Source organism: Alteromonas gracilis, assembly GCF_043642145.1.
In the GTDB taxonomy this organism is placed as follows: Bacteria; Pseudomonadota; Gammaproteobacteria; order Enterobacterales; family Alteromonadaceae; genus Alteromonas; species Alteromonas gracilis_B.
In genome coordinates, this window is record NZ_JBHZRZ010000001.1 from 120,198 (window position 1) to 144,566 (window position 24,369).

The 24,369-nt window shown below is 42.4% G+C and carries 22 protein-coding genes; 7 read left to right on the forward strand and 15 right to left on the reverse strand.

Annotated features, from left to right (window positions below; all coding sequences use genetic code 11):
- The 3 genes from ACHUFN_RS00535 to ACHUFN_RS00545 all read right to left on the reverse strand — a co-directional run bounded on the left by ACHUFN_RS00535 (position 1) and on the right by ACHUFN_RS00545 (position 2,450).
- A complete protein-coding gene (locus ACHUFN_RS00535; RefSeq protein ID WP_394220311.1) occupies positions 1–1,074 on the reverse strand; it encodes a sensor histidine kinase in 1,074 nt (357 codons plus the stop codon).
- A 163-nt stretch (positions 1,075–1,237) separates the two neighbouring features.
- Positions 1,238–1,699, reverse strand: coding sequence for an Mpo1 family 2-hydroxy fatty acid dioxygenase (locus ACHUFN_RS00540; RefSeq protein ID WP_394220312.1), 462 nt, complete (start codon positions 1,697–1,699; stop codon positions 1,238–1,240).
- A gap of 67 nt (positions 1,700–1,766) precedes the next feature.
- Positions 1,767–2,450: a PilZ domain-containing protein gene (locus ACHUFN_RS00545; protein ID WP_394220313.1), complete on the reverse strand. Its 684-nt coding sequence runs from the start codon at positions 2,448–2,450 to the stop codon at positions 1,767–1,769.
- Between the two features lie 185 nt (positions 2,451–2,635).
- On the opposite strand from ACHUFN_RS00545, the gene ACHUFN_RS00550 reads away from it, so the two are divergent.
- Positions 2,636–4,441 (forward strand): M61 family metallopeptidase, encoded by a 1,806-nt coding sequence (locus ACHUFN_RS00550; protein WP_394220314.1) that lies wholly within the window; start codon positions 2,636–2,638, stop codon positions 4,439–4,441.
- A 62-nt stretch (positions 4,442–4,503) separates the two neighbouring features.
- Here ACHUFN_RS00550 and ACHUFN_RS00555 read toward each other — a convergent pair whose 3' ends face one another.
- The 3 genes from ACHUFN_RS00555 to yejK form a co-directional block, all read right to left on the reverse strand.
- The gene (locus tag ACHUFN_RS00555; RefSeq protein ID WP_394221020.1) at positions 4,504–5,328 is read right to left on the reverse strand and encodes a M23 family metallopeptidase; all 825 of its coding nucleotides are present in this window, start codon (positions 5,326–5,328) and stop codon (positions 4,504–4,506) included.
- Positions 5,329–5,496: 168 nt separating this feature from the next.
- Positions 5,497–6,372, reverse strand: coding sequence for a 6-carboxytetrahydropterin synthase (locus ACHUFN_RS00560; protein WP_394220315.1), 876 nt, complete (start codon positions 6,370–6,372; stop codon positions 5,497–5,499).
- A 66-nt stretch (positions 6,373–6,438) separates the two neighbouring features.
- Entirely contained in the window at positions 6,439–7,545 is a 1,107-nt protein-coding gene (gene yejK / locus ACHUFN_RS00565; protein WP_394220316.1) for a nucleoid-associated protein YejK, read from the reverse strand.
- A 159-nt stretch (positions 7,546–7,704) separates the two neighbouring features.
- Here yejK and ACHUFN_RS00570 point away from each other — a divergent pair, with 159 nt between their 5' ends.
- Both ACHUFN_RS00570 and ACHUFN_RS00575 read left to right on the forward strand, forming a co-directional pair.
- Positions 7,705–7,923: a YejL family protein gene (locus tag ACHUFN_RS00570; RefSeq protein ID WP_394220317.1), complete on the forward strand. Its 219-nt coding sequence runs from the start codon at positions 7,705–7,707 to the stop codon at positions 7,921–7,923.
- Between the two features lie 8 nt (positions 7,924–7,931).
- Positions 7,932–9,458, forward strand: a complete 1,527-nt coding sequence (locus ACHUFN_RS00575) for a DUF3413 domain-containing protein (RefSeq protein ID WP_394220318.1) — start codon at positions 7,932–7,934, stop codon at positions 9,456–9,458.
- A gap of 205 nt (positions 9,459–9,663) precedes the next feature.
- On the opposite strand, the gene ACHUFN_RS00580 is transcribed toward ACHUFN_RS00575, so the two are convergent.
- The 3 genes from ACHUFN_RS00580 to ACHUFN_RS00590 all read right to left on the reverse strand — a co-directional run bounded on the left by ACHUFN_RS00580 (position 9,664) and on the right by ACHUFN_RS00590 (position 13,030).
- Positions 9,664–10,518 carry a putative RNA methyltransferase gene (locus ACHUFN_RS00580; RefSeq protein WP_394220319.1) on the reverse strand — a complete coding sequence of 285 codons (855 nt, stop codon included), beginning with the start codon at positions 10,516–10,518 and terminating at the stop codon, positions 9,664–9,666.
- 164 nt (positions 10,519–10,682) lie between these two features.
- Positions 10,683–11,813, reverse strand: a complete 1,131-nt coding sequence (locus ACHUFN_RS00585) for an enoyl-CoA hydratase/isomerase family protein (RefSeq protein WP_394220320.1) — start codon at positions 11,811–11,813, stop codon at positions 10,683–10,685.
- Between the two features lie 62 nt (positions 11,814–11,875).
- Complete coding sequence (locus ACHUFN_RS00590; protein ID WP_394220321.1) at positions 11,876–13,030, reverse strand: acyl-CoA dehydrogenase family protein; 1,155 nt, start codon at positions 13,028–13,030, stop codon at positions 11,876–11,878.
- 259 nt (positions 13,031–13,289) lie between these two features.
- Here ACHUFN_RS00590 and ACHUFN_RS00595 point away from each other — a divergent pair, with 259 nt between their 5' ends.
- Positions 13,290–14,873, forward strand: a complete 1,584-nt coding sequence (locus tag ACHUFN_RS00595) for a response regulator (protein WP_394221021.1) — start codon at positions 13,290–13,292, stop codon at positions 14,871–14,873.
- A gap of 72 nt (positions 14,874–14,945) precedes the next feature.
- Here ACHUFN_RS00595 and ACHUFN_RS00600 read toward each other — a convergent pair whose 3' ends face one another.
- The gene (locus tag ACHUFN_RS00600) at positions 14,946–15,821 is read right to left on the reverse strand and encodes an NAD(P)-dependent oxidoreductase (protein WP_394220322.1); all 876 of its coding nucleotides are present in this window, start codon (positions 15,819–15,821) and stop codon (positions 14,946–14,948) included.
- A gap of 87 nt (positions 15,822–15,908) precedes the next feature.
- On the opposite strand from ACHUFN_RS00600, the gene ACHUFN_RS00605 reads away from it, so the two are divergent.
- Together ACHUFN_RS00605 and ACHUFN_RS00610 are read left to right on the forward strand one after the other, a co-directional pair.
- On the forward strand, positions 15,909–16,394 hold the full coding sequence (locus ACHUFN_RS00605) for a glutathione peroxidase (RefSeq protein WP_394220323.1): 486 nt from the start codon (positions 15,909–15,911) through the stop codon (positions 16,392–16,394).
- A 106-nt stretch (positions 16,395–16,500) separates the two neighbouring features.
- Complete coding sequence (locus ACHUFN_RS00610) at positions 16,501–17,541, forward strand: 2-hydroxyacid dehydrogenase (protein ID WP_394220324.1); 1,041 nt, start codon at positions 16,501–16,503, stop codon at positions 17,539–17,541.
- A 109-nt stretch (positions 17,542–17,650) separates the two neighbouring features.
- Here ACHUFN_RS00610 and ACHUFN_RS00615 read toward each other — a convergent pair whose 3' ends face one another.
- Together ACHUFN_RS00615 and ACHUFN_RS00620 are read right to left on the reverse strand one after the other, a co-directional pair.
- The gene (locus tag ACHUFN_RS00615) at positions 17,651–18,418 is read right to left on the reverse strand and encodes a methyltransferase (protein ID WP_394220325.1); all 768 of its coding nucleotides are present in this window, start codon (positions 18,416–18,418) and stop codon (positions 17,651–17,653) included.
- Between the two features lie 14 nt (positions 18,419–18,432).
- Entirely contained in the window at positions 18,433–19,194 is a 762-nt protein-coding gene (locus tag ACHUFN_RS00620) for a Nif3-like dinuclear metal center hexameric protein (protein WP_394220326.1), read from the reverse strand.
- A gap of 231 nt (positions 19,195–19,425) precedes the next feature.
- Here ACHUFN_RS00620 and ACHUFN_RS00625 point away from each other — a divergent pair, with 231 nt between their 5' ends.
- On the forward strand, positions 19,426–19,761 hold the full coding sequence (locus tag ACHUFN_RS00625; RefSeq protein ID WP_394220327.1) for a hypothetical protein: 336 nt from the start codon (positions 19,426–19,428) through the stop codon (positions 19,759–19,761).
- Between the two features lie 136 nt (positions 19,762–19,897).
- On the opposite strand, the gene ACHUFN_RS00630 is transcribed toward ACHUFN_RS00625, so the two are convergent.
- The 3 genes from ACHUFN_RS00630 to ACHUFN_RS00640 all read right to left on the reverse strand — a co-directional run bounded on the left by ACHUFN_RS00630 (position 19,898) and on the right by ACHUFN_RS00640 (position 24,322).
- Positions 19,898–20,545 (reverse strand): TetR/AcrR family transcriptional regulator, encoded by a 648-nt coding sequence (locus ACHUFN_RS00630; RefSeq protein ID WP_394220328.1) that lies wholly within the window; start codon positions 20,543–20,545, stop codon positions 19,898–19,900.
- Positions 20,546–20,647: 102 nt separating this feature from the next.
- Positions 20,648–21,676 (reverse strand): protease SohB, encoded by a 1,029-nt coding sequence (sohB, locus tag ACHUFN_RS00635; protein WP_394220329.1) that lies wholly within the window; start codon positions 21,674–21,676, stop codon positions 20,648–20,650.
- A gap of 120 nt (positions 21,677–21,796) precedes the next feature.
- Positions 21,797–24,322, reverse strand: coding sequence for an acylase (locus ACHUFN_RS00640; protein WP_394220330.1), 2,526 nt, complete (start codon positions 24,320–24,322; stop codon positions 21,797–21,799).
- Between the last annotated feature and the right edge of the window lie 47 nt (positions 24,323–24,369).

Genomic DNA, 24,369 nt, shown 5'->3' on the forward strand with positions numbered 1-24,369 from the left:
TTATACGTCCTTAACTTCATACGGAATACGAATTCTTACTCGTACTCCTGAAGGCTGATTGTGTTCTATTGAGAATGCAAAATTACGGTGGTAAAGCGACTGCAAACGTTCTTTAATGTTAGCTAAACCTACGCCATTTTCTCGGCTAAGCGTACCGTTTTTAATATCGGCGCCTGGTCCGTTGTCTGCGACATCCATTAATAAATCGTTACCAAATGTCCGTGCGGTAATGGATATACGGCCCCCATTTTCCATTCTAGATATGGCATGTTTTATTGAATTTTCAATAATGGGTTGCAAAATCATACTGGGGACCAGAGCGCTTTCACATCCCTCATCAATATCCCAAGACACTTCAAGACGGTCATCGAAACGCACTTTCTCAATTTCTAGGTATAAGCGTAACGCCTTGATTTCTTGACCTAACGGAACTCGTTTGATGGGGTCATTATCAAGAGAGTAACGCAAAAAATCACTAAGTCGAGATACCATCGCTTCAGCGGTGTCGTTCTCTTTCAATAGCACTAACGTGGAGATGGCATTAAGTGTATTGAACAAGAAATGAGGATTAAGCTGATACCGCAGCATTTTTATGTGTGCCTGGTGCGCCATAGTGCTGGCTTTCAACGCGTTTTGCTTCTCTTTTTGCAGCATCTGAAAGTTTTTAATGCCAAAGTAAACACCGCTCCAACAGCCCACCATAATGAGTGAATTAATAGTATTAGTAAAATACATATACCACTCATCTGGGCGATAGCCATGCTTGTATATCTCCCAATAGTTAATGTTTTTAACTACAGCCCAAAGCAACGCAATCAAATAACACGACACAATCACAATAATGATCATATTCAGTGGCGACTGTTTTCTTGCCCAGCGATATACATAGCGAAGGGGAATGGTAAGTAACCATCCAGCGTAAGCGTTGAGCATGATGATAAAGACCCATATCGGCCTTACGTCATGGAGAAAAGATCCAATGTAATAAATTATCGCGAACCCTGCCCAGCCTGCACTGTGCAACGTCCAAAACAACCGTTCATTACTTTCTATTACACGCTGAAAGCGGCTCACAATATTACCAATCTAAAAACTAATAAGAAGATTATACGCAAGACCTGCCACGACCCAAGCGGCTTGGTCGTGCGCGTTGTGCTTCTGGTCGCAGGGCAAAATCTTGAAACTAGACATGTTTTGGCAGGTTAGCCCTGCTACAAAATGAGTAAACCAACCCTCGTTAATAACTTATATTCATTCTTTTGAGCCAATGCACCCACCACCAGGCTGGCCCGACTAAGAGAAAACGTAAATCATCAAAGAATGATGGTTTTTTACCTTCAATATGATGACCGATGAATTGTAAAACCCACATCACCACAAAAAGAACAAGAGAGAAAAGCCATACTGAAATATTGAGATAGTCGAGTACGTTAATTACGCCGAAGCAAAAAATAGTGAGCAAAGTCATTGCTGCACCGATGGGCCCAGACAACATGAAGTAATAATACAACACAGGTATTGCGATAATGTGTGCCCATGTAATTTCAAAATGCTTGATAAAATCAGGAACTGGCAAACTCCATAACAAGCCAATCGACACTAAATAAATACTAGGTACCGCAATAGCATGTATAATAATGTTAGCTTTATTTTGATGGCTTTCACCGTACTGGATCAATAGCCTTTCAATGCTTCTCATGTTTATCCCCCTAGCCTATTTTCATCTTTGCCTAAAGAGCGCCCCACCGAATATCAAACTGCTTAAATCATGCTAACAGCGTGTGTCGGGACAGCAGCGTTTTTATTAATTTCTCGTCACAGTTGAAGGCAAGCCCGTAATAAATGACATCGTTTTCAAGCTTGTGATTTTTAACCTTAGCGCTAAGGGCAACCTCTTTGCCATCTAAAGAATAGTTTAAAATTACACTAGACTCATCAAGCATAACTGGCCAGTTTGGTTTTACTTGTAGCGCCACTTTGCAGCCTTTTGCGCTTAAATCTACAATGATCCCGATCACACTTTCGTTGTCGGGAAACACGTCTGATGCTAGCGTCACAGAAACACCAAGCTGGGCCCTTTTAACGGCACGAAGTCCTATACTTTCTATTCTTTTAGGAAACGTAGTTATGAGCAGGCTTGAGGGCTTTGAAATTAATTTTAGCACTTTAACTTTGAACGCGATAACCTGACCCGTGTCTCCTTCAAGTACCGAGCGAACAACTACACTATTCCCCGTCGTAAGCGCGTCTCTAACCGTTATCCATTTTGCCGAATTTGAAATGTAAAAAAGTAAACAATCATCAATGAGCATACCAACATAGTCAGTTTTGACGCGCTTAGAAGCGGCTGGCATAGCGATTTCTAAATCAACCGTATCGCCAGGTACTAGGGTACGCAAAGATTCTAGGCCTTCTGGACTAAGTATATTACTTTCGATATTTTCGGCCATTTGTACTTGTTAATGCTGGATTAAGGGATGGTTCTTTAAATGTACTCATCAAACAAGAACTTATCAACTTATATCACCAGACGACTATTGTTAAAACAAAGCAAAGCGCAACGAGAACTGTTGGGGATATGAAAATAGATTGATATAGTGAAACGCAATCAATGCTCAATTAAATCTGGATGTTTATGCCTTCTTCTATTCATTACACGTTAACGATTTCAAATTGGCGTGCTCACCAATTCACTGTAGACATATCTGTGCCTGAGCACGCACAATCTTCACTTGAGCTTTCGCTGCCAAGTTGGATACCAGGCAGTTATATGGTGCGCGATTTTGCCAAAAGTATCATTTCGATTCACGCTTATACTGATGCACACAAAACAAACACGGTATCTCTATCCAAAATGGATAAGCAAACGTGGTCTGTCGACTCAAAAGGGAAACCGTGCATTATTAGCTATGTCGTTTATGCAAACGATCTTTCAATTCGTTCCGCTTTTATGAACGATCAATATGCGTTTATTAACGGTACTAGTGCATTTTTAAAAGTTTCAGGCTTCGAGAACGAAAAGTGCGAACTTGACATAAAACTCAATGAAGACGACCCTACGACTGCTAGTTGGCAAGCTTATACTTCCATGCCCGTTCGTAAGAAAAGTGATACTGGCTTTCTTTGGTACTTTGAAGAGGCAAATTATTACGAGCTAATTGACCATCCTATCTACGTTGGTGTTGCCGACACTCATAGCTTTAATGTTGATGGCGTTACATTTACGTTACTGTTTTCGGGTAATAACAAAATCGATTATGACCGCATAGCCAATGACTTGAAGCCAATTTGTAAACATCATCTTGATTTGTTTGGTAACCCGCATCCTATCGACAACTATTTGTTTATGACATTGCTTGCCGATAATGGCTTTGGTGGCCTAGAGCATAAGTACTCCACAGCTTTACTCTATCCGCGCTTTGATCTCCCTCAAATTGGAGATTCTGAGACAAAAACCGATAGCTATATAACGTTTCTAAGTTTATGTAGCCACGAGTTTTTCCATACTTGGCACGTAAAGCGAATAAAGCCCAACGTAATGGTGATGCCAGATTTGTCTCAAGAGACTTATACCAATCAACTTTGGATATATGAGGGCTTTACTAGTTTTTACGATGATGTCGCACTTGCGAGAGCCGGCGTCATTGAGCCACAAAAATACCTTGATATTATTTCACACAATGTCTCTCGACTACTTCAAAACGCGGGGCGTTTTAAACAAAGCGCTGCACAGAGCAGCTTCGATGCCTGGACTAAGTTCTATAAGCAAGATGCTAGCGCAACTAACAACATCGTAAGTTATTACACCAAAGGTGGAATTATAGCGCTTGGACTCGATTTGTTGCTTCGCTCTAAGTCGGATAACAGTGTAACCCTAGACTCCCTAATGCAGTTGCTATGGCAGCAATATGGCATTGATGAGAAAGGCACGCCGGATGATGTCATTGAAAGATTATGCAAATCTCATTTTAACATCGATGTATCTGAGTACTTAAATTCCGTGGTTTATGCAACAAATGATGTTGATTTAGCCGCCGTGGTAAGCGAAATGGGTGTAGAATTCCACACTCGCTCTCGCGTATCCGCTGAAGATAAAGGTGGTAAAACGAATCAGCCCGCTATTAAAAATCAGCTTGGCGCTACGCTAAAAACTGCGCCTTTTGGGTTAAGTGTTACGCAGGTTTTCGAAGGCTTAGCGGCGATGGATGCAGGCATATTATTAAACGATGTCATCATTGCTATGAACGGCCATATTGTAAACGCGCAAAAACTTCAGCGCATGCTAGATAATACACAGCAACCTTCGGTAGATATTACACTTATACGTGACGGAAGACTCCTTACGCTCACTTTGAAAGTGATGAGAGCCCGCTCTGAAATGGCCTACTTCGAAATCAACGACAACGAAAAACTACAGAAATGGTTGGGAATGAAAAACTAACTAAAAGGTTCATACGAAAAAGGCTCCTAAAGGAGCCTTTTTCAATGGGTAGAGCGCGCTATTTAATCGGCATTTGGCAACCCAGAAATAATGGTTTGAGGATCTAATCGCATTTTACCAAGGTTAATACGCCAGTCTAAATGCGGGCCGGTTGAGCGTCCAGTTGAACCAATCGTCCCTATTTTATCCCCCTGCTTTACTTTCTCACCAACCGTTACTGTTATCTCATCCATATGCAGAAAGGTTGAGAATACGCGCATTCCATGGTCTAAAATTAACGTGTTACCCGAGTAATAAAGGTCGTCCGCCATCGTTACGATTCCATCAACCGGAGCATAAACAGGTGTGCCGGTTTCATTAGCAATATCAACGCCGTAATGTGGCCATTTCGGCACGCCATTTAAAATACGCTGGCTGCCGTAAACACCCGATATCACTCCTTTAGCGGGCCATTCAAAACGTGTAAATAAAGCATCTAAGTTAGAATTACCACTTCGAGCATTAGCAACGTTGATATTGTCACGCTTTATTCGCGCCGTAACCTCAGCGGGAGGCGTCACCATTTTTTGCTCTAAGCCATCTATGCGTTGAATATTGTATTCACGCTTCTCAAGCGTGAAGGTGCGTTGCCACGCTTCACCATTGTGCCCCTTTACAACCAGTGTTTGTTGCAACGGTGCTTCGCGCTCAAACCCGACGACGAATTTACCTTCGCCATTAGTGGGAACGCGCTCATCATTCAAAAATACTTGCGCACCCACTGGCGCTTGGCCGCGTAGAAGTGCACCTTGGGTAAACTTACCATTTAGTGAAACATCAATGCTGTTTTCACTTGAAACCACAGCGCCTTGCGTGTCGGATACAACTGCTGCTAACGCATTGTTCATTGACGTACCAAATATAGACGACAGCCCACCTAGAAAAATCATGCATGTTAAGGTTCGTACCGAAGACTTAATTGCCGTGCGCTTAGATGTGTTTACTGAAGCATATTGTAACGAGGTCAATGTCATAAGTTAATTTCAAATCCTTGTAAATTCTAGTATTTACTTGCGTTAACCCTTAACGGTGGCACCTTTACCTACACCTTCATAAGCGATAACTTGGCAAATGCCATTTGGTGTACGTTTTTTCTGCTCTTCAAGAAGGTATTGGGCTAAACACTCAACGGTTGAGTCGGTATCAATCACTTCGCAATCTGACTTGGGTATTAACAACTCAAAGTAGCCCTGCGATGACTCGTAGGCAAAACAATAATAGTCAGCCTCGTTAGCAACCTCGCCTTTTAACTTTCTGTTACAATAAGCAATTTCGTCTTCTCGTGTGGCGATGTATATATCTTCCCAACGTTCTGCCCAATACTGCTGGCTTTCAACGCTAACCTTTCCGTCTAAAAGGATATCTATACGCGAGCGATGGCCATGAGCAATACGTTGGCAATTACCATCGTGCTTTTTAAGCCCGTGAGTGTAATGATAAAACGGAGAGTTGATGACCTCTTCACGCAGATTCAGCGTTATGTTTTCAACATTCTCGGGTAAATGGGTAGCAAGCACTTCTTTGAGGTATACGCCCACCGACTCCATATTTATTTCATCTGAATAAACAAATGCATACGCTTCTGCAGGACAATGCAGCATAATGCTTCGCCCGTCTGTGCAGGTAAAGCGAGTCTCAACTTGCTCTGTCACATCATCATGTATCACTTCTGAGCCGCTATATTCAGCAGGCACAAGCAACTTGTGGTCGACGTATTCGTCGATTAATCGCTTTAGGTTCTTTTTCACGTGACCAAAGTCTTGAACCATGCTCTCTTCGTTGAGTTCACCGTCCAAAATCACATCGACAATCCAGCTTTCGCCTACCATGCCTCGTTTTGGGCATAGGTAAGAGAAGTCCATTACTGTCAAATCATTTACAAATAATTGCATAACACCCTTGAATCGAGTTTATTTTCTACTAACTAGTATACGTGTTTTATTTCGCCTTCGCAGCGACTAGTCCATTGAAGATTGGCGATTTAGCTGATCTTTCAAATTAGGCGGAATTCCGCGAATGGTAAGCGTATCTGTCGCTGGGTCGTAAAACACTCTGTCACCCATCAACTTGCGCTCGAAGCTTAGCGATATACCACCGCCTTGGCCGGTAAATTTGGCTAGCTGTTTTAGTGCTGCAGGGTCTGGCTGAATTTCTTTCTCAAGCGGCACTTCCATAGACTGTGTAAACGCAGAAAAGTTGCTACTGGTATCTTCATTTTGTGGAAGTCGGTTTGCCAGTTCATCCACCGATAAACTCTCACCAGCATCAATCTTTTCTTTAAAATATGATTTTACTTCTTCTCTATGCTGATGTTGCTCTTGTGGATCTAATGACTCACTGGCTAAATACGCGTCAACTGTTGAAATAAGCTGCTTATTTTGCTGTTTGACGTCGACCAATTCTTCACAACCAACAAACTGCATAAAGAAATCAGAGACCTTGCGGCCCATTCTACCTTTTATAAAGCTAACATAACGCTGCTGTTCTGGCTGTATGTCCCACTGCGTTAAGTCGAAACGCACAGCTAGCTGCATTTTCGCCAAATCTAAGTGCTCGCGTGCAGATAAATCAAGTGAGTTGGTTACTTCAACATGCGAACGCGTGTTTAAAAGGGCAATCATTAAATACTGCGTAGCTAAGTATTCGTACTGACAGAAAATAAGAAAGCCGGTTTCTACCGTGCCGGTTTCTGCTAATGTGCGAACTAAGCGGTTTGTGGCTGCAACTGAAAACTCGTGAAACGCGTTCTCTACATTATCTCCCGCTGCTTTTTGAATATCCATGTACTGCTTAAGGCCTTCTGCGAACTCAGCCACGTTCTCAGTACTTTTTTGAGTCGACGTTTCACCTTCTTCGTTTTCAACGGTAGACTCACGGGTAACTTCACTTACAAAGTGACCAACCCCTTTACCAGGTTTTGCGTTGAAGCTGTGGTTAATTTGATGGGCAAGAAGTTCAATTTCCGGTGTAACTGCCAAACAGTTTTCGCGTGGAATAGCTTCAATTTTCTCGTCTTTGTTTACAATCAATCGATGTACAACAAAGTGATGAATCAGTGCACTCATAGAGTATCGGGTGTCCTGTAGCTTAAAAAGTGTCAGAAATATCCAAAGAATTGCGGGATTTTAGAATGAATGATTGTACTCACTCAAACAACGATTATAATCATTTTACGTGTAAAACCATTCTTTTTATCAAAGAAATCATAAAAAAGAGGCGTAGCAATGCCCCAACAAAGCCGCTATAGCAACGACGAATTCGAAACGCTAATGAATAAAGTTATTCTAACCCTAGAAGAAGGCGGTGCAAACCGCGATCTTTCATTAATGGTGCTAGGAAACGTAATTACTCATATTTTAAACACTCAGGTTGCTCCTGAAAATCGCGAGGCAATGGCAACTCAGTTTGCTGACGTTCTTAAGAAAAGCGTAAAAAATAGCTAAGGGATTGCATGATACTTGCCGAATCACCTCGTCGCCAGCGTGTTACTAAACTGGTAAATTGGGGGCATTGGTTTGCCTTGGCAAATATAATTATTGCCATTGTTATTGCCTCAATTTTCGTTTTTTCTTCTCCTATGCCTGGCACAGGGGTCGGCACTTTGTATCTTCTTGCCAATTGGTTTGGTCATATCGGATTTATGACCTTTTTTGGCTTTGTGATATTTATTCTCCCTCTTTGTTATTTGGTGAGTAACCCCAGAATAATTAAGGCTAGTGCATCAATCATAGCTGCAGTTGGCCTCGCGCTTTTAGCTTTCGACGCGCTGCTATTTAATCGAACAGGTTTTCATATAAGCTTTCATGCTGCAGATCTTCTGCGCAGCGAGGCCCAGTCTACAATGGCGGTAGAAAGCTGGCAGCAATGGGCGTTTTTGTTTTTGCTATTCATTGTATGGCTTGGCTTTCAGCTTGTTTTGGCTAACGCCATTTGGAAACGAGTTGAACGATTTACGCGATATAAAATTGGTGTTCCAGTAACCACATTTTTCGTCTGCTGTTTCGTCACTAGTCACGCTATTCATGTGTGGGCAGACGCAAAGCTCTATCAGCCAATCATAAAACAAGACAACATGTTTCCGCTTTCGTACCCGGCAACGGCAAAAACGACTATGTCACGCTATGGCCTGCTAGATTTAGCGGCTTACGAAGAGCGCAAGCAACTTCAATTTAATCCAGACATACATAATATTACCTATCCAGCTGAGCCAGTTTACTGCTCTATCGAGACCAGTAAAAACCTAACGGTAATTGTTCAGTTAGATAACGAGCAAGATGTTGATTTAAGCAAAATTAAGCGAAATACCTTAAACAAAGTAGATAATTACTACTCTACTGCGAGCAGTATTGAGGGCTTGATGACAACAACATTGTTTGGTGTCCCTGAAATCTACCAAGATGCGCTTTCTCAGAAGCGACCTGTGCTTCTAGCGCTTCCGCTAGGCTCGGGCATGCCTGTTTCAATTCATAGCGATGAAGCTTTACCACTTCCCCACTTGTCAGGTTACTTACAACCGATAAGCAATATTCACGATGGTCTTCATATTGCTTTTATGAAAAGCAGTGAGATTGAAAGCTACGTAAAAAACACGCTAGCCCGTAAGCATGAAGTGATAGTTGCAACGGGCTTTGGAAGCGACAGCGGACAAGGTACCCTTTACAGCACACTCGAGCTGACTGCCAATTTAGCAAGTACGGAAGACTTGGCGCCGACCATTCTAAATGCCTTAGGCTGCAATGCGCCTTCCACCTTCTATTCAACAGGGCAGAACCTTCTATCCCCTTCTAGGCCTTGGCTAGTAAGTACGTCGGGTGAGCGTATTGTCGTATTTCACGACAACAAACGAACTGACGTACTCAGCAACGGTAGTTATGAAATAAGTGATTTGGAAACGGGTAAGCGAAGTAAAGAAGCATTAAATGTCAACTTATTGAGCCAAGCTATTAAGCATTTGTCGCGTTTTTCTAATCAAAATTAAAATTGGATTAGCGTTGCGGTAACTAGGTTACGCATAACCCGAAAGTCGTTCAGCGACGCTAACTGACACATAATAAAAAACGCGGGCAACATAATTTGTAGCTTGGAAACTCGAACCGTGCTCTATCTGCAGCGCTTGAGTTGTTAAGTAAGGCCTTTCTAGCTAGCGATAAAAGACCCAACTAAACAACAATCATCAGACCATTTTAGGCTTTTTGCCAAAGCTGGATATGAAAGTCTGCGGTTACCTGTTGAAGTGAACCAACAATTTCATTAATTTTGCCTTCAGAAAGCTTCCAGTAAAACGGTGTCATTTTAATAAGTGATAGCGCATGCTCTGCGCTTTCAAAATGTATAGGAAACGAAAAGCACTCGTTTTTTAAATGTGTGAAACCGTCTCTTGTTTCACTACTAAGTTGGTGCTGCTTGGGATTGTCGTAAACCTGCTGTTTTAATTCATATAAATGTTGTGGCGCTGGATCTACGGTTAAAAGAATTCCGTTAGCTTTTAACGCTCTTCGATATTCGTCGTTGCTTCCAGGTGCAAATACCTTCACCATCACATCTTGACTGTTATTTATTATTGGTAACTCAAAGCTACTTGCTACAACGAATTGCGCTTGCTTGTAAGCTTTTGCTGCAAGTTCAACGGCTATTTTGGCAATATCACTACCAGCGCCATTTACAATGAACCCTTTTGCTGACAAATCTTGCATTAACGAATCTAAATAACTGCCTTCGCCACAGCCCGTATCGTAAATGTTAATGGTTTCACCTTCGCCGTTTGCAGAGCACGTAGGCTGTTTATCTGCTGCTATAAGGGCTTGCTCAAGCAGCGATGCCATTTTGGCTTTCAACGGTTTGTAAGCACCGCGTTGATGAAACTCTCTTCTGGCTTTAACCATGTCTTTGTCATCGCCGGGAAGCTTTGACTTTTTAAACTGAACAGGCAATAGGTTCACATAACCAGATTTTGCTTTATCGAAACTATGATTATTCTGACAACGGATAGGTGTTGAAGCTAACGATATAGGTGTTTTACAAAGTGGGCAGTGCCACATGACAGGTTCTTATTAGATTTGGATTTGCCGTAAAGGATACCAAAAGCGGCACCTTTGCGGCAATAACAGTAGAAAAGTCCCCATGTGAAAAGCGTCATTAGACTGGCTTTTGAGCTTTTCTAGAGCAGAAGCAGTTTGCTTTTGCTTTTGCTTTTGCTTTTGCTTTAAAGCGAAGCTAAAGGGTGACTCTCTTTAGACCAAGGGGATGTAAAGAAGTGCTCAACAACCTCTTTAGGCACATCATCTACAGTTTTGTATTTCCACCTAGGAGACATATCTTTGTCAATTAACAAGGCTCTAACTCCCTCTTGAAACTCGCCACTTTCCCCGCAGCGACAAGACATATCTGCTTCCATTCTGAAACACTCAGCCAGCGTCATGTTTGCGCCTCTTTTGCACTGCCCATATACCAAATGCATGGTAATGGGAGAGCCTTTTGCTAATGTGCTTTGTGCACGTGTTAACCACTTATCTTCATTCATATCGGCATTAAGAATGTTATGAACAATATCACTCACGTTATCGGAGGAACACAAGTCGTTAATGTGGGCCATGTGTGTTTCAACGTTTGCGCTTGGGCTGACTTCAGGTTGGTTTAATGCACTTACAATATCAGAAACAGAAGACGCTAAGCTGTCTTTATCTACCCCTTCCCATGAATAATCTGCTAAGTTTTTCAGCAGTGTTTCTTTTTCAGAGCTCGCTACCATCGCGTCAGCAAGCCCCACAAAACAAGCATCCGTGCCGTTCATTTGACCGCCAGTTAAACCCAAAAATAAACCGGATTTGCCAGGTAAACGCGGAAGAAAGTAGCTTCCTCCCACGTCTGGATATAAACCAATGGTAATCTCTGGCATTGCAAGACGCGACGTTTCAGTAACTACACGGTGACTAGCGCCACAAAGAAGGCCCATACCACCGCCCATTACGATTCCACTGCCCCACACTATAACGGGCTTGCTGTAGTTGTGAATGGTATAATCTAACGTGTACTCAGTTTCAAAGAAGGTCTCCAAGAATGCAGGAATTTTACCTTCAGACTCTACCATTGATTTGTACATAGACACTATGTCGCCACCAGCGCAAAATGCCTTATCGCCAGATGCATCTATAACAACTGCTACCACATCGCTTCGCTCATCCCATTTTTGAAGAGCGTTAAGCATTTTACCCGCCATATCAAGGTCGAGCGCATTCAGTGCTTTGGGCTTATTCAGTGTTAATCGGCCTATGGTGTGGGTATTACTTGTTGTTTTTAATTCATCGACAATCACTACCGAATCGACATCTGTCATATCCATACCTCGTGAACAAAATATATTTATATGCGAAGACTATCGTGGTTCAAGAACGCGTGCTACAGCACGCTTCTTTCATCTGACAATAAGCGCCTTCCAATGATAACGCGCATTATTTCATTGGTACCTTCCAATATTTGATGCACGCGTACATCTCTAAAGTGACGCTCTAGCGGATACTCTTTTATATAACCGTAACCGCCGTGCAGCTGCAGTGCATCATTGCATACATTGAACCCCACATCAGTCGCAAAGCGTTTTGCCATGGCACAGTAAGTTGTTTTATCAGCGTCATTATTGTCCAACTTACACGCAGCCATACGCACCATCTGTCTTGCTGCGACTAATTCGGTCGCCATATCGGCTAATTTAAACTGTAAAGCCTGAAAGCCGGCTATTGCTTTGCCAAATTGCTCGCGTTCGTTCATGTAATCGCGAGCCACGTTTAACGCTTGCTGAGCTGTGCCAACTGAGCACGTTGCTATGTTGATTCTTCCGCCATCAAGGCCCTGCATGGCCATTTTGAAACCTTGCCCCTCGTCACCAAGAAGCCAGCTTGCATCAAGCTTAACATTATCAAAGGTGATCATGCGTGTAGGCTGAGCATTCCAACCCATTTTTTCTTCAGCTTTTCCGTACTCGACACCGTCAGCGTTTGCAGGCACTGCGAATGCTGAAACCCCTTTTGGCCCGTCTTCACCCGTTCTTGCCATAACAACAAGCACGTCTGTGCTTCCAGCACCAGAAATGAATACTTTCGACCCATTTAATACGTAGCCGCCGTCTGCTTTTGTTGCTTTTGTTTTTAGTGAGGCAGCGTCTGAGCCCGCGCCAGGTTCAGTTAAGCAATATGATGCTAGCTTATCGCCAGAAACTAATTGATCGCACCACATGTCTTTAACTTCTTGTGACCCCCAAGTGGCAATCATCCATGTTGCCATATTATGAATGGTCAGCATTGCAGTAGTCGTTGTACAACCCATTGAAAGTTGCTCAAAAATGATAGACGCGTCGAGTCTTGACAGGCCTAAGCCACCAGCACTCTCAGGCGTGTATAAACCACAAAAGCCTAATTCCCCTGCTTTCTTTATCGCCTCAACTGGAAAGTGGTGTTCTCTGTCCCACATGGCTGCATTCGGCGCCAATTCTTGTTGAGCAAATTGGCGAGCGGTTTCTTCAAAGGCTAATTGGTCATCGGTTAATTCAAAGTTCATTAGACATACCTTCAATTGGATTGCTTTTGAACAACAATAACCAATAGCTCCCCCTTACGTAAACGTAAAGGTAAACATTTATTTAAAATATATGGTCAATATCGTAAATATTTTGTGACGAGAAGGCGTGTTGGCTTTTCCAAGATCTAGGCTGCGCACTAAAACTAGCCCCATTTAATAATGCACTTTTATTCAGCCACTGATAAGCTACATTGAAGTGAGTAAACTTTATCTGGACGTCGTGGAATTTAGAATAGCCATTGTTGAAGACAATGCCACCGCTCGAACTGCGCTTCGAGGGCATCTGATGTCTATCGCAAATTTATCAGTAAGTAGCTTCGCATCAGGTGTCGAATTGAAAGCGGCGCTTAAAAAGCAAAATTTTGAGTTGCTGTTAATGGACTATCACCTGGGAGAAGGTAAATCTGGGGTTGAGTGGATCCAGAATCTCAGAGAAGCTGGTTTTATCAAGCCAAGTACGGGCATAATCTTTTTGACTTCAGATCGCTCTCCTCAAATTATTGGGCGAATTATGGACTTACAACCCGACGTCTTATTAATTAAGCCCTACACCATAGCCTCATTAACGCGACAAATTACCAACTATTTGAGCTATCGAGACTTTGTCAAAAACGTTTTACACGCGCTTGATAACAAAGAGTTAGACCGAGCAATAAGTATAGTAAGAGCAAAGATTAAAGAGGGAATTCCCCCTCGCCTTATTGCTGACATTAGAAAGCTATATGCGCGCCTTCTTTTTGATAATGGAGAAATACAGCGTGCGCTCAATATTTACGACGATGTATTAACCCGTTCTGACAAAGTGTTATGGGCGCAGTGGGGTAAAGTAAAGTGCCAATATTCCTCTGGGCAATGGCCACACTGTAAAAGTCATTTAAGCCAAATGGTGAATTCGAGTCTGGCTCGAGATAAGGCTTTTGAATGGCTTGCATCTATCTCTTTCGAACAACACTCTTATGATCAAGTAGAAAAATACCTCAACGAGATAAAATTTAGTGAATTGAGCCTACCGGCTGCAAAGCTAAAAAGCATCGCTTACCAAAAACAAGATAAGGTAGTTGAAGCTATCGATCTTCTACAAAAAAAGCGTGCCATGCACCGCAGTGCGAAAGATAGATTTAATGACTTCACTTTTGAGCTGGCCGAGTTTTATCTATTTTTAGCCGAAGATGCACCTGAAACAAATAGAAAAGAAAGCCTTTCTCAAGCACGTAAACTAGTGGGTATTGCTGGAAGAAGCCAGGGCGATCCACAGACCTTACAAAAACGTGATTACCTTCTCGCGTTTTCAGCAATGTTAGACGGCGACCTAGAAAAAGCAGCTCACCTTCTAGAAGGCGATTACATCGATAATTATTTACGCACCGAACCGTCAATATTGGTTATTGCCGCAAAAGTTCACCACAAACTAGGCGACGAGCGAAAAGCAGGCGAATTGTTGTTAATGGCCAAGCAAAAGAACGCCGAATTACAAGCTATCTCAGAAAAGGTGATGAATGATGAGCTGATTTTTTCTGGAGGTGAAAGACTCGGGTTAAACCATGACCAAGCAATAGCTATCAACGAAACGGGGATGCATCTTTTTATTGAAGGTTTGTTTAACAAAGCGATGAAGCACTTTTACGATGCATTCCAGCTATCGCCGACTACTGCTGCCTTTGGGCTAAACCTTTTCCATTGCATGATAGAGGCTGATACTCACGTGTACCGTAAGTTTAATCTTAACCAACTGCAAGAGAAGATTTCTAGGTTATCGCTCAACGATACCAATAAAACACGTTTAGAGCAGCTTGCACTTCTAGCACAAGAACAAGCGCTGTAGATGTATTGCCTTTTAAAGCTTGCTAATTGCTAACAACGCTTTACAAATACACCAAATACAGCGCCCCCTTTGTTACTTTAACCGCGTAAGCAAGCTAGATGTATCCCAACGTCCTCCGCCAAGCTTTTGAACATCAGCATAATATTGGTCAACTAACGCAGTAAGTGCCAATGTTGAACCATTTTTACGCGCTTCATCAAGCGCAATGCTTAAATCTTTACGCATCCAATCTACAGCAAACCCGAAGTCAAACTTGTTATTGAGCATAGTGCTTGCTCTATTTTCCATTTGCCAAGACTGCGCTGCCCCTTTGCTTATAACATCTATTACCGCATTGCAGTCTAGCCCGGCTCTTTGTCCAAAATGAAGTGCTTCTGCTAGCCCCTGTACAATGCCAGCAATGCAAATTTGATTCATCATTTTTGCAAGTTGCCCGCTCCCGCTATCTCCAAGGCGCTGACTATGGCGAGCATAATGCGACATCACAGGCTCTACTCTGTCATAGACATCACTATCACCGCCCACCATGATGGTCAGTTGGCCATTTTCAGCACCTGCTTGTCCACCAGAGACAGGCGCGTCTAAAAAACCAATTTGTTTGTTTTTACATTCTGCATACAATGCTCTAGCGATATCCGCAGACGCTGTGGTGTGATCAACAAGCGTACTGCCAGCCTTCATCACCGCTAGTGCTTGCCTTGCGACTTCGTTTACATCTTTATCGTCGCCTACACACATAAAAACAATATCGGCACCTTCACATGCCTTTTCTACCGTGTCAAAAGCCGCCACCTCTGCGCTATCTTGGTCATATTCATTTAACCAGTCTTGCGCCTTTTGTGACGTACGATTGTATACAGCGACCGAATACCCAGCCTTACTTAAGTGTCCAGCCATAGGGAATCCCATTACACCCAAGCCCAAAAAACTCACTTTCAAATTACTCATACAAAATATACTCTAGATACTGAAAAAGATGTTTGGATTACTTAAGAGTAACAGACTTAACAACAACAAAAATATAGGAAAATCACTTTGGAACTCTACCAGCACCCCGTTACGCTAAATACTGGCGAGCAAACTACGCTTGAACAATATAAAGGAAAAGTGCTTCTGATTGTAAATACTGCAAGCAAATGTGGCTTTACGCCACAATATGAAGGACTAGAAGCCCTTTATAAAAAATACTGCGACAAAGGCTTCGAAATATTGGGGTTCCCTTGCGATCAATTTGGTCATCAAGAGCCTGGCAGCGACGAGGATATTGCACAGTTTTGTAGCCTGAATTTCGGCGTGTCCTTCCCCCTTTTCAAGAAAACAAACGTAAATGGACCTGACGCGAATCCACTTTTTGAAGCATTGAAAAATGAAGCGCCTGGCTTATTGGGCACAAAACGTATTAAATGGAACTTCACTAAGTTCCTAGTGAACGCTCAAGGTAAAGTGCTTAAACGCTATGCTCCAACTGTTACCCCTTCAGCAATTGAAAAAGATATTGCGAAGCTTCTTAACGACAGTTAAACATAGGTTGTGTTCTTGTCTTAGGTTTTGTTGATCTGAGTCTAATCTATGCAGCTCTACCTCTATTAAGTTCTAATTACAGTTTATAGAAAAAGTGGTCATTGAGATGAACATTAAAAACAGTGAGAAGATAGATAGTGAACACAACGTTAGCTACAAGAAAAATGTTGCGTTTTTTAGTACACGTCCATACGAACAGAGCGTTTATGTTTCGTTAATTGATGCGCTAAATGAAGATTCACCTCATTCCATTAACGCAACTTTTTTCGACCACCCACTAAACCCATCTACCGCCGCGAGCTGTAATGGCTTTACTGATATCGTTGTTTTTGTAAATGACGATGTCAGCGCCTCGACAGTCGACGCTCTTAGGCACTGTGGTGTAAAACATATTGCGCTTCGTTGCGCGGGCTTTAACAATGTTGATATCGATGCAGCGAAAAATGCTGATATTACAGTAAGCCGTGTGCCTGCCTACAGTCCTGAGACTGTTGCTGAACACACACTTGCGCTAATCCTTACCTTGAATCGCAAAACCCATAAGGCTTATAACCGAGTACGTGAAGGAAACTTCAACCTTCAAGGTTTAATGGGTTTCACTTTGCATGGAAAAACAGTTGGCGTCATTGGTACGGGTAAAATAGGTAAGGCAGTCATTCGTATTCTGCTAGGTTTTGGCTGTAACGTACTGTGTTTCGACCCGTATGAAGATAAGGCAATTACTGATTTGGGTGCGCATTATGTTTCTCTTGATACCCTGTTGGAGGAAAGCATAATCATTACACTACACTGCCCTTTAAATGAACAAAGTCACCATATCATTAACGCTGACAGTATTGATAAGATGCCCGATGGCGTCATGCTTATTAATACATCAAGGGGTGGTCTCGTTGACGACAGTGCCATTATCAAAGCACTTAAATCAAAGAAAATAGGCTATTTGGGACTAGATGTTTATGAAAGAGAGTCGGAGTTATTCTTTACCGATCACTCACATGACATTATTCAAGATGATGTCTTTCAAAGGTTAACAACCTTCCCCAATGTCGTAATAACCGGCCACCAAGGCTTTTTTACACAAGAAGCCTTAGAAGAGATTGCTGCAATTACGCTTAGAAATATCATGGATGGTAAAAACATTACTTAATGTTTTTACAGTATTTATAAAAAGATTACTAAGCGTTATCCAACAGCGTATTTCGACAAACCCTATTGTTTGTAATGGGCTTCAATTCAAAATACGAAGTTGGGCATGTTTATTCATTCAAAGCTTTCTCTAAAATCAACTGGAAGTACTTTCCAAGCCATAAGTAAGGTGCTTGCTTATGGTATTGCCGCTCTAGTGCCAATAAGTCGTCGAACTTGCTATTTTGGTGGGAAATATCGCGCATGTAGTCGTGGAAGCAGCGTATTCCCGCCTTATCTAGCACAGTAAACCCTAGCGATTCACAATGCTCTACAACGCGTATTGCGCTTAGCGGCTGTTTTGGATTAAGCCGAACTTGTTTTTTAACCTTCATGCCCTTCGCTATGTAATCAAAATTACCATAGATGGCATTTGCAAATAGATTCGCATCTTGATTAAAAAAGCTAAGACTTAAGCGCGCACCTTGTTTCATATTTTGGTAAATGAAGTCAATGGCCTCAAACGGCGCATCAAGCCACTCTAGTACTGCATGACATATCACTAAGTCGAATTCAGCTAAATCCTCAATTGACTGTAAATACTGATGTCTTACCTCAATGTTGTCTACGTTAGCTAAGTCCATGCTTTCAAACAAACTTGATGCCTGCATCAACACGTCTTTTGAGGCGTCGGTAAGTACAACGGAATGTCCTAGTGAAGCGATGTGAGCTGTCATCACCCCCGTACCGCCTCCAATTTCAATTGCACGAACAGGTTTATCTAAATAAGGAGCAAGAACATCACACAACAAAGTGTGTCTTAGCTTTCCTTTTGTAGTGCCATAAATATTATTTGAAAACTTTTCCGCGATACCATCGAAGATACGATCGTTGTTCATACCTTTATTCGCCGTTAAGCAGGATTATCGATATCAACAAATTCAACAGACACGTTGAAATGCTGAGCAATATGTTCACCTAAAGATTTCACACCATATCGCTCTGTCGCATGATGACCTGCCGCAATAAAAGTAATACCCATTTCTCTGGCTGTATGAACCGTTTGCTCAGAGACTTCACCAGTAATAAACGCATCAACTCCCAATTCAACGGCTTGCTCTATAAAGCCCTGTCCCCCACCTGTGCACCAAGCTAGTGTTGAAATAGGCTTGGTCTCGGGCCCTTCAAGTAACACTGCTCTACCAAGAATACTTTGCAGTTGAGATTGTAGTGAAGCTCCGTCAGTTTCCTTTCCCAAATTACCTTGCATAACCACGCCAACTGGCTTAACACCAGAGACAGCACTTACATTTTGAATGTTTAGTAATGAGGCTAGTTGGCGGTTATTGCCAAATTCAGGGTGAACGTCTAACGGTAGGTGGTAAGCGTATAAATTAATGTCGTTTGACAGAAGTGCAGAAAGTCTGCGCCTTTTCATTCCAGTGATAACCTGAGACTCACCTTTCCAAAAATAGCCATGGTGAACTATCAGTGCGTCTGCTTGCGCTTCTATTGCAGCGTCTACTAGCGCTTGCGATGCGGTAACGCCTGTAACGATTTTCTTTATTTTACTGGTGCCTTCTACCTGTAAACCATTAGGGCAATAGTCACTGATTTCATTAACCCTTAGCATTCCATCTAGATAGTTAAGTAGTTCAAGGTTTGTAATAGACACACATCCTCCGGTTGAAAGTTAGACAATTTGTTTAAAAAACGTTATAAAAAGGCGCGAACACCTATCATTATACCTGTTATTCGACAATCTTAAGCGGCGTGTGCGTATAATTTTTTATTAAGCTTCTCGCCTGTTTTGTCATAGCACTTCGCAGTCATTCTAAATAATGTGACTGCACAGCATAAGATGATAATTCGTTTGTTGAATTAACAAGACAAAGAGCAAAATAACATGGCAAATTTAGACAAAGACGAAGTACTAGCAGCTTTTACTGAAGCCTATAAGAAAGCTAATGGCAAAGCGCCTTCTATTGAAAGTAAGAGCGGTTGGTATAGCGTTGATGGCGGTAAAAATATGCGCTTAACACAGCTTCAAGAAATGATCGCATCACTAAATTCTAAATCGTCGGGCGCTGCTGCAAAAAAAGAGACGGCAACAAAAGCGAAATCTGTGTCTAAACCGACTAAGAAACAAGGTGCTAAGTCGAGCAAAGCAGGCTTTTCTGTAAAACAGTTTTGGGCAGAGAAGCTAAGCGAAGAAGCCCCAGGCGCAACACTACCAAGATAGTTGATTAGCGATGGTTCACTCGCCCCCATAAGGCTTACATAGCGTAACATTTCAACTTTTTGGTTAGTGCGCTGTGCTAAGCCTTCGGTCTATCCTTGCTACAGATTTTAAACGTTATCGAAGACTTTGATTTTGTTTAAACGCTCATATTGGCGAATGCTCTATTACCTGCCAAGCCCTGTGCGACGAAAGGTACGAGATGATGAATCACCTCTTCAATATCTACGTGTTTGTGAAAGTCAGATTCAGCAATCTCTGTCAGCGCTTGACTCGACGCCATTGAAAAAACAAAACTTCCCATTGCGAAGTGTAAACGCCAAAACAATTCTTCTTCGGGCAATTCAGGAAGACAGCCTCTAATAGCATTAACCAGTGCTCTTATACAATCCCCGTAATCGTTCATAATAAACTTTCGCAAGTGCCCCTGAGTTTCGTTATAACCGCGTCCTAACAACTTTACGAACGTTGCCGTTCCATGCGTAGAGACATCGTTAAGATTCAACATTGGAGGTATAAGTGAATAAAGCAGTTGCTCTACTCCATTAGCTCCCTTTATTGGGGGTAATGAAGCTAAGCACGATTTCACTTGTGGCATGAGATGGTCAAAATATCGCTTAAACACAGCTTGAATAAGATTCTTTTTACTGCCGAAATGGTAATTTACTGATGCTAAGTTAACTTCCGCTTTAGCCGTAATTTCTCGCATTGAAGTTTGAGTAAACCCACCTTGGGAAAACAAATACTCTGCCGCATCCAATATATCGGTTTTAGTGTGCCGTGCCATATTCTTTTTATTATCTTTTGTTAGGTTGAAAACTTAACTAGCGTCTGGACTCATGTAAACTGCTGAATTTACCACTTAACAATCACAGACGCTTTGCTTACCTTAGAACCAGTGACGCATTTTGCTCATTGATTTCATAAAAACACGTTCAACTACGTTCGCGGCTGACATTCCTAATTTTTCAGCAACGTTCTTTTTCACAGAGTATTTTACGCTAAAGATTTCACGCGCAGGATAGTGAGAAAGAATATAATCATCTGAAGTTGTAATATCGTCGATGAGCCCTAGCGATTTGGCTTTCACCCCTGGCCAGTATTCACCAGTAGCTACCGTGTCAATGTCCATTTCTGGGCGTTGACTTTGAACGAAGTCTTTAAATAGCACATGAATTTCTTCTATTTCTTCTTTAAATTTAGCGCGCCCTTCGTCATTATTTTCACCGAAAACGGTTAACGTACGCTTAAACTCACCTGCTGTGTGCTGCTCAAATTCAATGTCGTTTTTCTTTAAAAGCTTATTGAAATTAGGAAGTTGCGCCAACACCCCAATACTACCGATGTACGCAAACTGGGAAGCAAGTAACTTGTCTGCGACACAAGCCATCATATATCCGCCACTTGCCGCCACCTTATCTACGGCTATTGTTAACGTTAGGCCTTTTTCTTTAATTCGCTGGAGTTGCGAAGCTGCAAGCCCATATCCGTGCACGACACCGCCGCCACTTTCAAGACGAACCAGAACTTCATCTTCTGTGTTTGCGACACAAAGAATAGCAGTGACCTCTTCACGTAAATGCTCTACTTCGTGTGCATCCATTGAGCCTTTAAAGTCAATAACGTATAAGCGAGACTTTTTAGATTCTCCATCTTGCTCTTTAGCCTTGCTTTTAGCCTTTTCTTCTTTTTTTTGCTCTTTTGCCAACTTCTTCAGCGCGTTTTTGTCCAACAACACTTGTTTAGCATAATTAGTTATGTCTTTTAATTGTTCGGAAATAGACACGATTTCAAGCTGCCCTTTCCCCTGCTTTTGCTTACTTGCTACACCGACAATAGTTGAAACAACTACCACGAAAGCGATAACAAGTGTTACTGCCTTAGCAACAAACAAACCGTATTCGTACAAAAACTCCAAACTTTACTCCTAGTAAAATAAACGGGCTAACCTTTATTTTCGCCCTTAACGTAAATAGCGGCACTACCTTTTGAGAAGGTAAAGCCGCTGATTCAATCACGTTATAATACCAGCCTCAACTTATTCTGACGATAGTGTAACTTGCTCTACCTTGTTGGCTTCTATCTCTTCCGGAGTGAAATAGATATCCCTTAGCGTAGGCTGAGTTGAATAAAGCTGAGTTTGGTCAAGGAAATGCTCACTGCCATATTTGCGTGACTGTGAGTAAGTCAAAATACCACGGCTTTTTGGACCTTCGTCGGTGAAATTAATTACCATGGCCCAGCTTGTACCATAGTTAATATGATAGCCTTCAGCTTCAGCACTCATGATAGTCTCATTGCTTATAGGGGTGTAAGTATGACGTGGAAGCAATGTGCCGTTTCTGTTTCGAATAACGTCAAATACGTTAAAACCACCTTCAATATTATGCGCTCCTGCCCATGGTAATTTTATACCAGAGGCTGAGCCATCAGGCAGACTTCGCTCAACAAACTGAACCTCGCCAAGCGGCGCATCAAACGCTACACCCGCTTGTTCAACTATCTGCGTCGCGCGCGCTAGCTGCTCTAGGGTTGTGTCATTTTGTACTAAACCTGATGGCGTAGTAACGGGGGATTCAAGCGAAAACGGTGTTTCCCACTGCGGAGCCTGATTAAACTGAAAAGCAAACTCTCTGAAAACATGAGCACCTGTGCTGGTGAGGTTCATAGTGCCATCCCAGTCTTCCAGCGCGCTACAAGCTTGAGAGACGTCAACGTCGGTACCGTCTACATCTACTGGGGTGCTACCTTGCGCCGCACACAAGGCAAGCAGTGAAGGTAAAATATCTTCTGCTAAGTAACTACGGTTATTAAGCAGTAAAGCCTCTACTTCCTGTGGCGTGAAAGTACCGTCACTTCCCGCTTCGTTTTCGATAAATTGTTGACCCATGCGAGAGCGCAACGTTTGCTGATTATCTACATTTCCATAAAGCGGGTTGCTTACTACAATGGGCGAATTTAAGTTAGTTAGCCAATAACTGTCATTAGAATTTTGAACTGAATCTGTACCTTCATACTTTGGTGCCTCTTCATAAGGAACTGGGCCTTCAAAGTCGAATTGAGAAATATTGCCCGGCAAAACGGTGAAACCTGCAGCCGCTTTGGTTTGTATCAGCAAAGGGTTATTGGTTAATTGCTCAATAGCGGTCTCAGTCAAATTTGGTACAGTCGAATCATCAATATAAAAAACCTGACCGTCACTAGATGCTGCCATGGTGTTATTAAAAATCACGCCATCGTAATCTTTAAACGCTTGCTTAAACTCGTCCATTGACGTTGCCATATTCATAGCTAGCCAGTGGTCTACAATATCGAAGTTTGGCAAGTTAGCATCTTTTATGGCGAACGCATTAGTACTGTTCCAATCAAAATTCCCAGGAATTTCGATCATGGGGCCGTAGTTGGTGTAATAGGCTGTTTTATTAAGTTTAATGGTTTGCCCGCCACCTACCGCAACGTCAATTTGCAGAGGTTTTTCATAAATTGTTCGTCTATTACCATCGACTAAGTGAGTAAGGCCGGCGTCATCATTTTCATCGAGAGTAAGTTGATAAACTACAAAATGCTCGGCAGTCGAAAATGTGTGTGTCCACGCAACGTTTTCATTAAACCCAATATTTACCGCACCCGGTAAGCCCATCAACGAGCCGCCGGTAACGTTTAGGTGACCCGGTACTTCAGCGTGAAAATTCCAAAAGCGCAAATTTCCGGTGTGTGGAAAATGTGGGTTCCCCAATACCATACCTTTTCCGTTAGTAGTTTTGTCACTACCTAAACCCCACCCATTTGAGCCCATTTCTTGTGGGTTTCTGTCAGGCAAAGAAACTGAAGGAGCAATTTTGAAAGAAGCTGCGACTTCATTTGAAGTACTGGCTGGTGTCGGTAAATAACTTTCACCTTCGGGCGCCGCTAAAAACATGGGGCCTAAAAAGTTTGCAGCCCCTGGAAGAAGAGCAACACCAAGTGAATAAGTGAGCAAATCGACACTGTCTATTTCTGTAACCCATGGTTGTCCGGCACAGCTTTGATCTTGCTCGTCGACAGGAGTTTCATTTAGATAACGATTGTAACCCGCGGTGTAACCTTGATACATAGCTTGTGCATTGTCAGATAGCAGAGGAAGGTTTTCTTCTGCCAGTTCTCTAATGCCTAATGTAAGAAAACCAAAGTCATTGATAAGGTGCTCTGAATCTCCGCTTCCAAGTACCATGTCTGGGCCGAAATATTTCGCCCGCTCTGAATTATATTTTACGATTTGGTCTGCCAGTACACACAGGTTATCTCTAGCAAAAGCATATCCAACGCCATAAGCCATACTTTCCAAGTTGTCAGCTTTAACGTGGGGCACACCATAGGTTGTCCATGTGATATCTGCAGACAAAGTGCCGGTTGGTGAAAATGATGGAATGGGCGTTGGAGTGGGTTCAGGTGTTGTGGGCGTCGTTGGTGCTGGTTGGTCTACATTTGAAAAGTCGTTATCGTTGCCTCCACATGCGCTTAAGAGTGCTGAAAGAGTTAATGCAATTAATGTCCGTTTAGCGGTGAACGTGTTTGTGTTAATCATCTTGAATGATCCCTAATGATGAATGAAAATGGCGAATTCCCCTTTAG

Excerpts from the sequence above, each read along its gene's own strand:
- ACHUFN_RS00540 (WP_394220312.1), bottom strand. The coding sequence starts at position 1,699 with ATGAGAAGCATTGAAAGGCTATTGATCCAGTACGGTGAAAGCCATCAA.
- ACHUFN_RS00545 (WP_394220313.1), bottom strand. The coding sequence starts at position 2,450 with ATGGCCGAAAATATCGAAAGTAATATACTTAGTCCAGAAGGCCTAGAA.
- ACHUFN_RS00550 (WP_394220314.1), top strand. The coding sequence starts at position 2,636 with ATGCCTTCTTCTATTCATTACACGTTAACGATTTCAAATTGGCGTGCT.
- ACHUFN_RS00555 (WP_394221020.1), bottom strand. The coding sequence starts at position 5,328 with ATGAACAATGCGTTAGCAGCAGTTGTATCCGACACGCAAGGCGCTGTG.
- ACHUFN_RS00560 (WP_394220315.1), bottom strand. The coding sequence starts at position 6,372 with ATGCAATTATTTGTAAATGATTTGACAGTAATGGACTTCTCTTACCTA.
- yejK (WP_394220316.1), bottom strand. The coding sequence starts at position 7,545 with ATGAGTGCACTGATTCATCACTTTGTTGTACATCGATTGATTGTAAAC.
- ACHUFN_RS00570 (WP_394220317.1), top strand. The coding sequence starts at position 7,705 with ATGCCCCAACAAAGCCGCTATAGCAACGACGAATTCGAAACGCTAATG.
- ACHUFN_RS00575 (WP_394220318.1), top strand. The coding sequence starts at position 7,932 with ATGATACTTGCCGAATCACCTCGTCGCCAGCGTGTTACTAAACTGGTA.
- ACHUFN_RS00580 (WP_394220319.1), bottom strand. The coding sequence starts at position 10,518 with ATGTGGCACTGCCCACTTTGTAAAACACCTATATCGTTAGCTTCAACA.
- ACHUFN_RS00585 (WP_394220320.1), bottom strand. The coding sequence starts at position 11,813 with ATGACAGATGTCGATTCGGTAGTGATTGTCGATGAATTAAAAACAACA.
- ACHUFN_RS00590 (WP_394220321.1), bottom strand. The coding sequence starts at position 13,030 with ATGAACTTTGAATTAACCGATGACCAATTAGCCTTTGAAGAAACCGCT.
- ACHUFN_RS00600 (WP_394220322.1), bottom strand. The coding sequence starts at position 15,821 with ATGAGTAATTTGAAAGTGAGTTTTTTGGGCTTGGGTGTAATGGGATTC.
- ACHUFN_RS00610 (WP_394220324.1), top strand. The coding sequence starts at position 16,501 with ATGAACATTAAAAACAGTGAGAAGATAGATAGTGAACACAACGTTAGC.
- ACHUFN_RS00615 (WP_394220325.1), bottom strand. The coding sequence starts at position 18,418 with ATGAACAACGATCGTATCTTCGATGGTATCGCGGAAAAGTTTTCAAAT.
- ACHUFN_RS00625 (WP_394220327.1), top strand. The coding sequence starts at position 19,426 with ATGGCAAATTTAGACAAAGACGAAGTACTAGCAGCTTTTACTGAAGCC.
- ACHUFN_RS00630 (WP_394220328.1), bottom strand. The coding sequence starts at position 20,545 with ATGGCACGGCACACTAAAACCGATATATTGGATGCGGCAGAGTATTTG.
- ACHUFN_RS00640 (WP_394220330.1), bottom strand. The coding sequence starts at position 24,322 with ATGATTAACACAAACACGTTCACCGCTAAACGGACATTAATTGCATTA.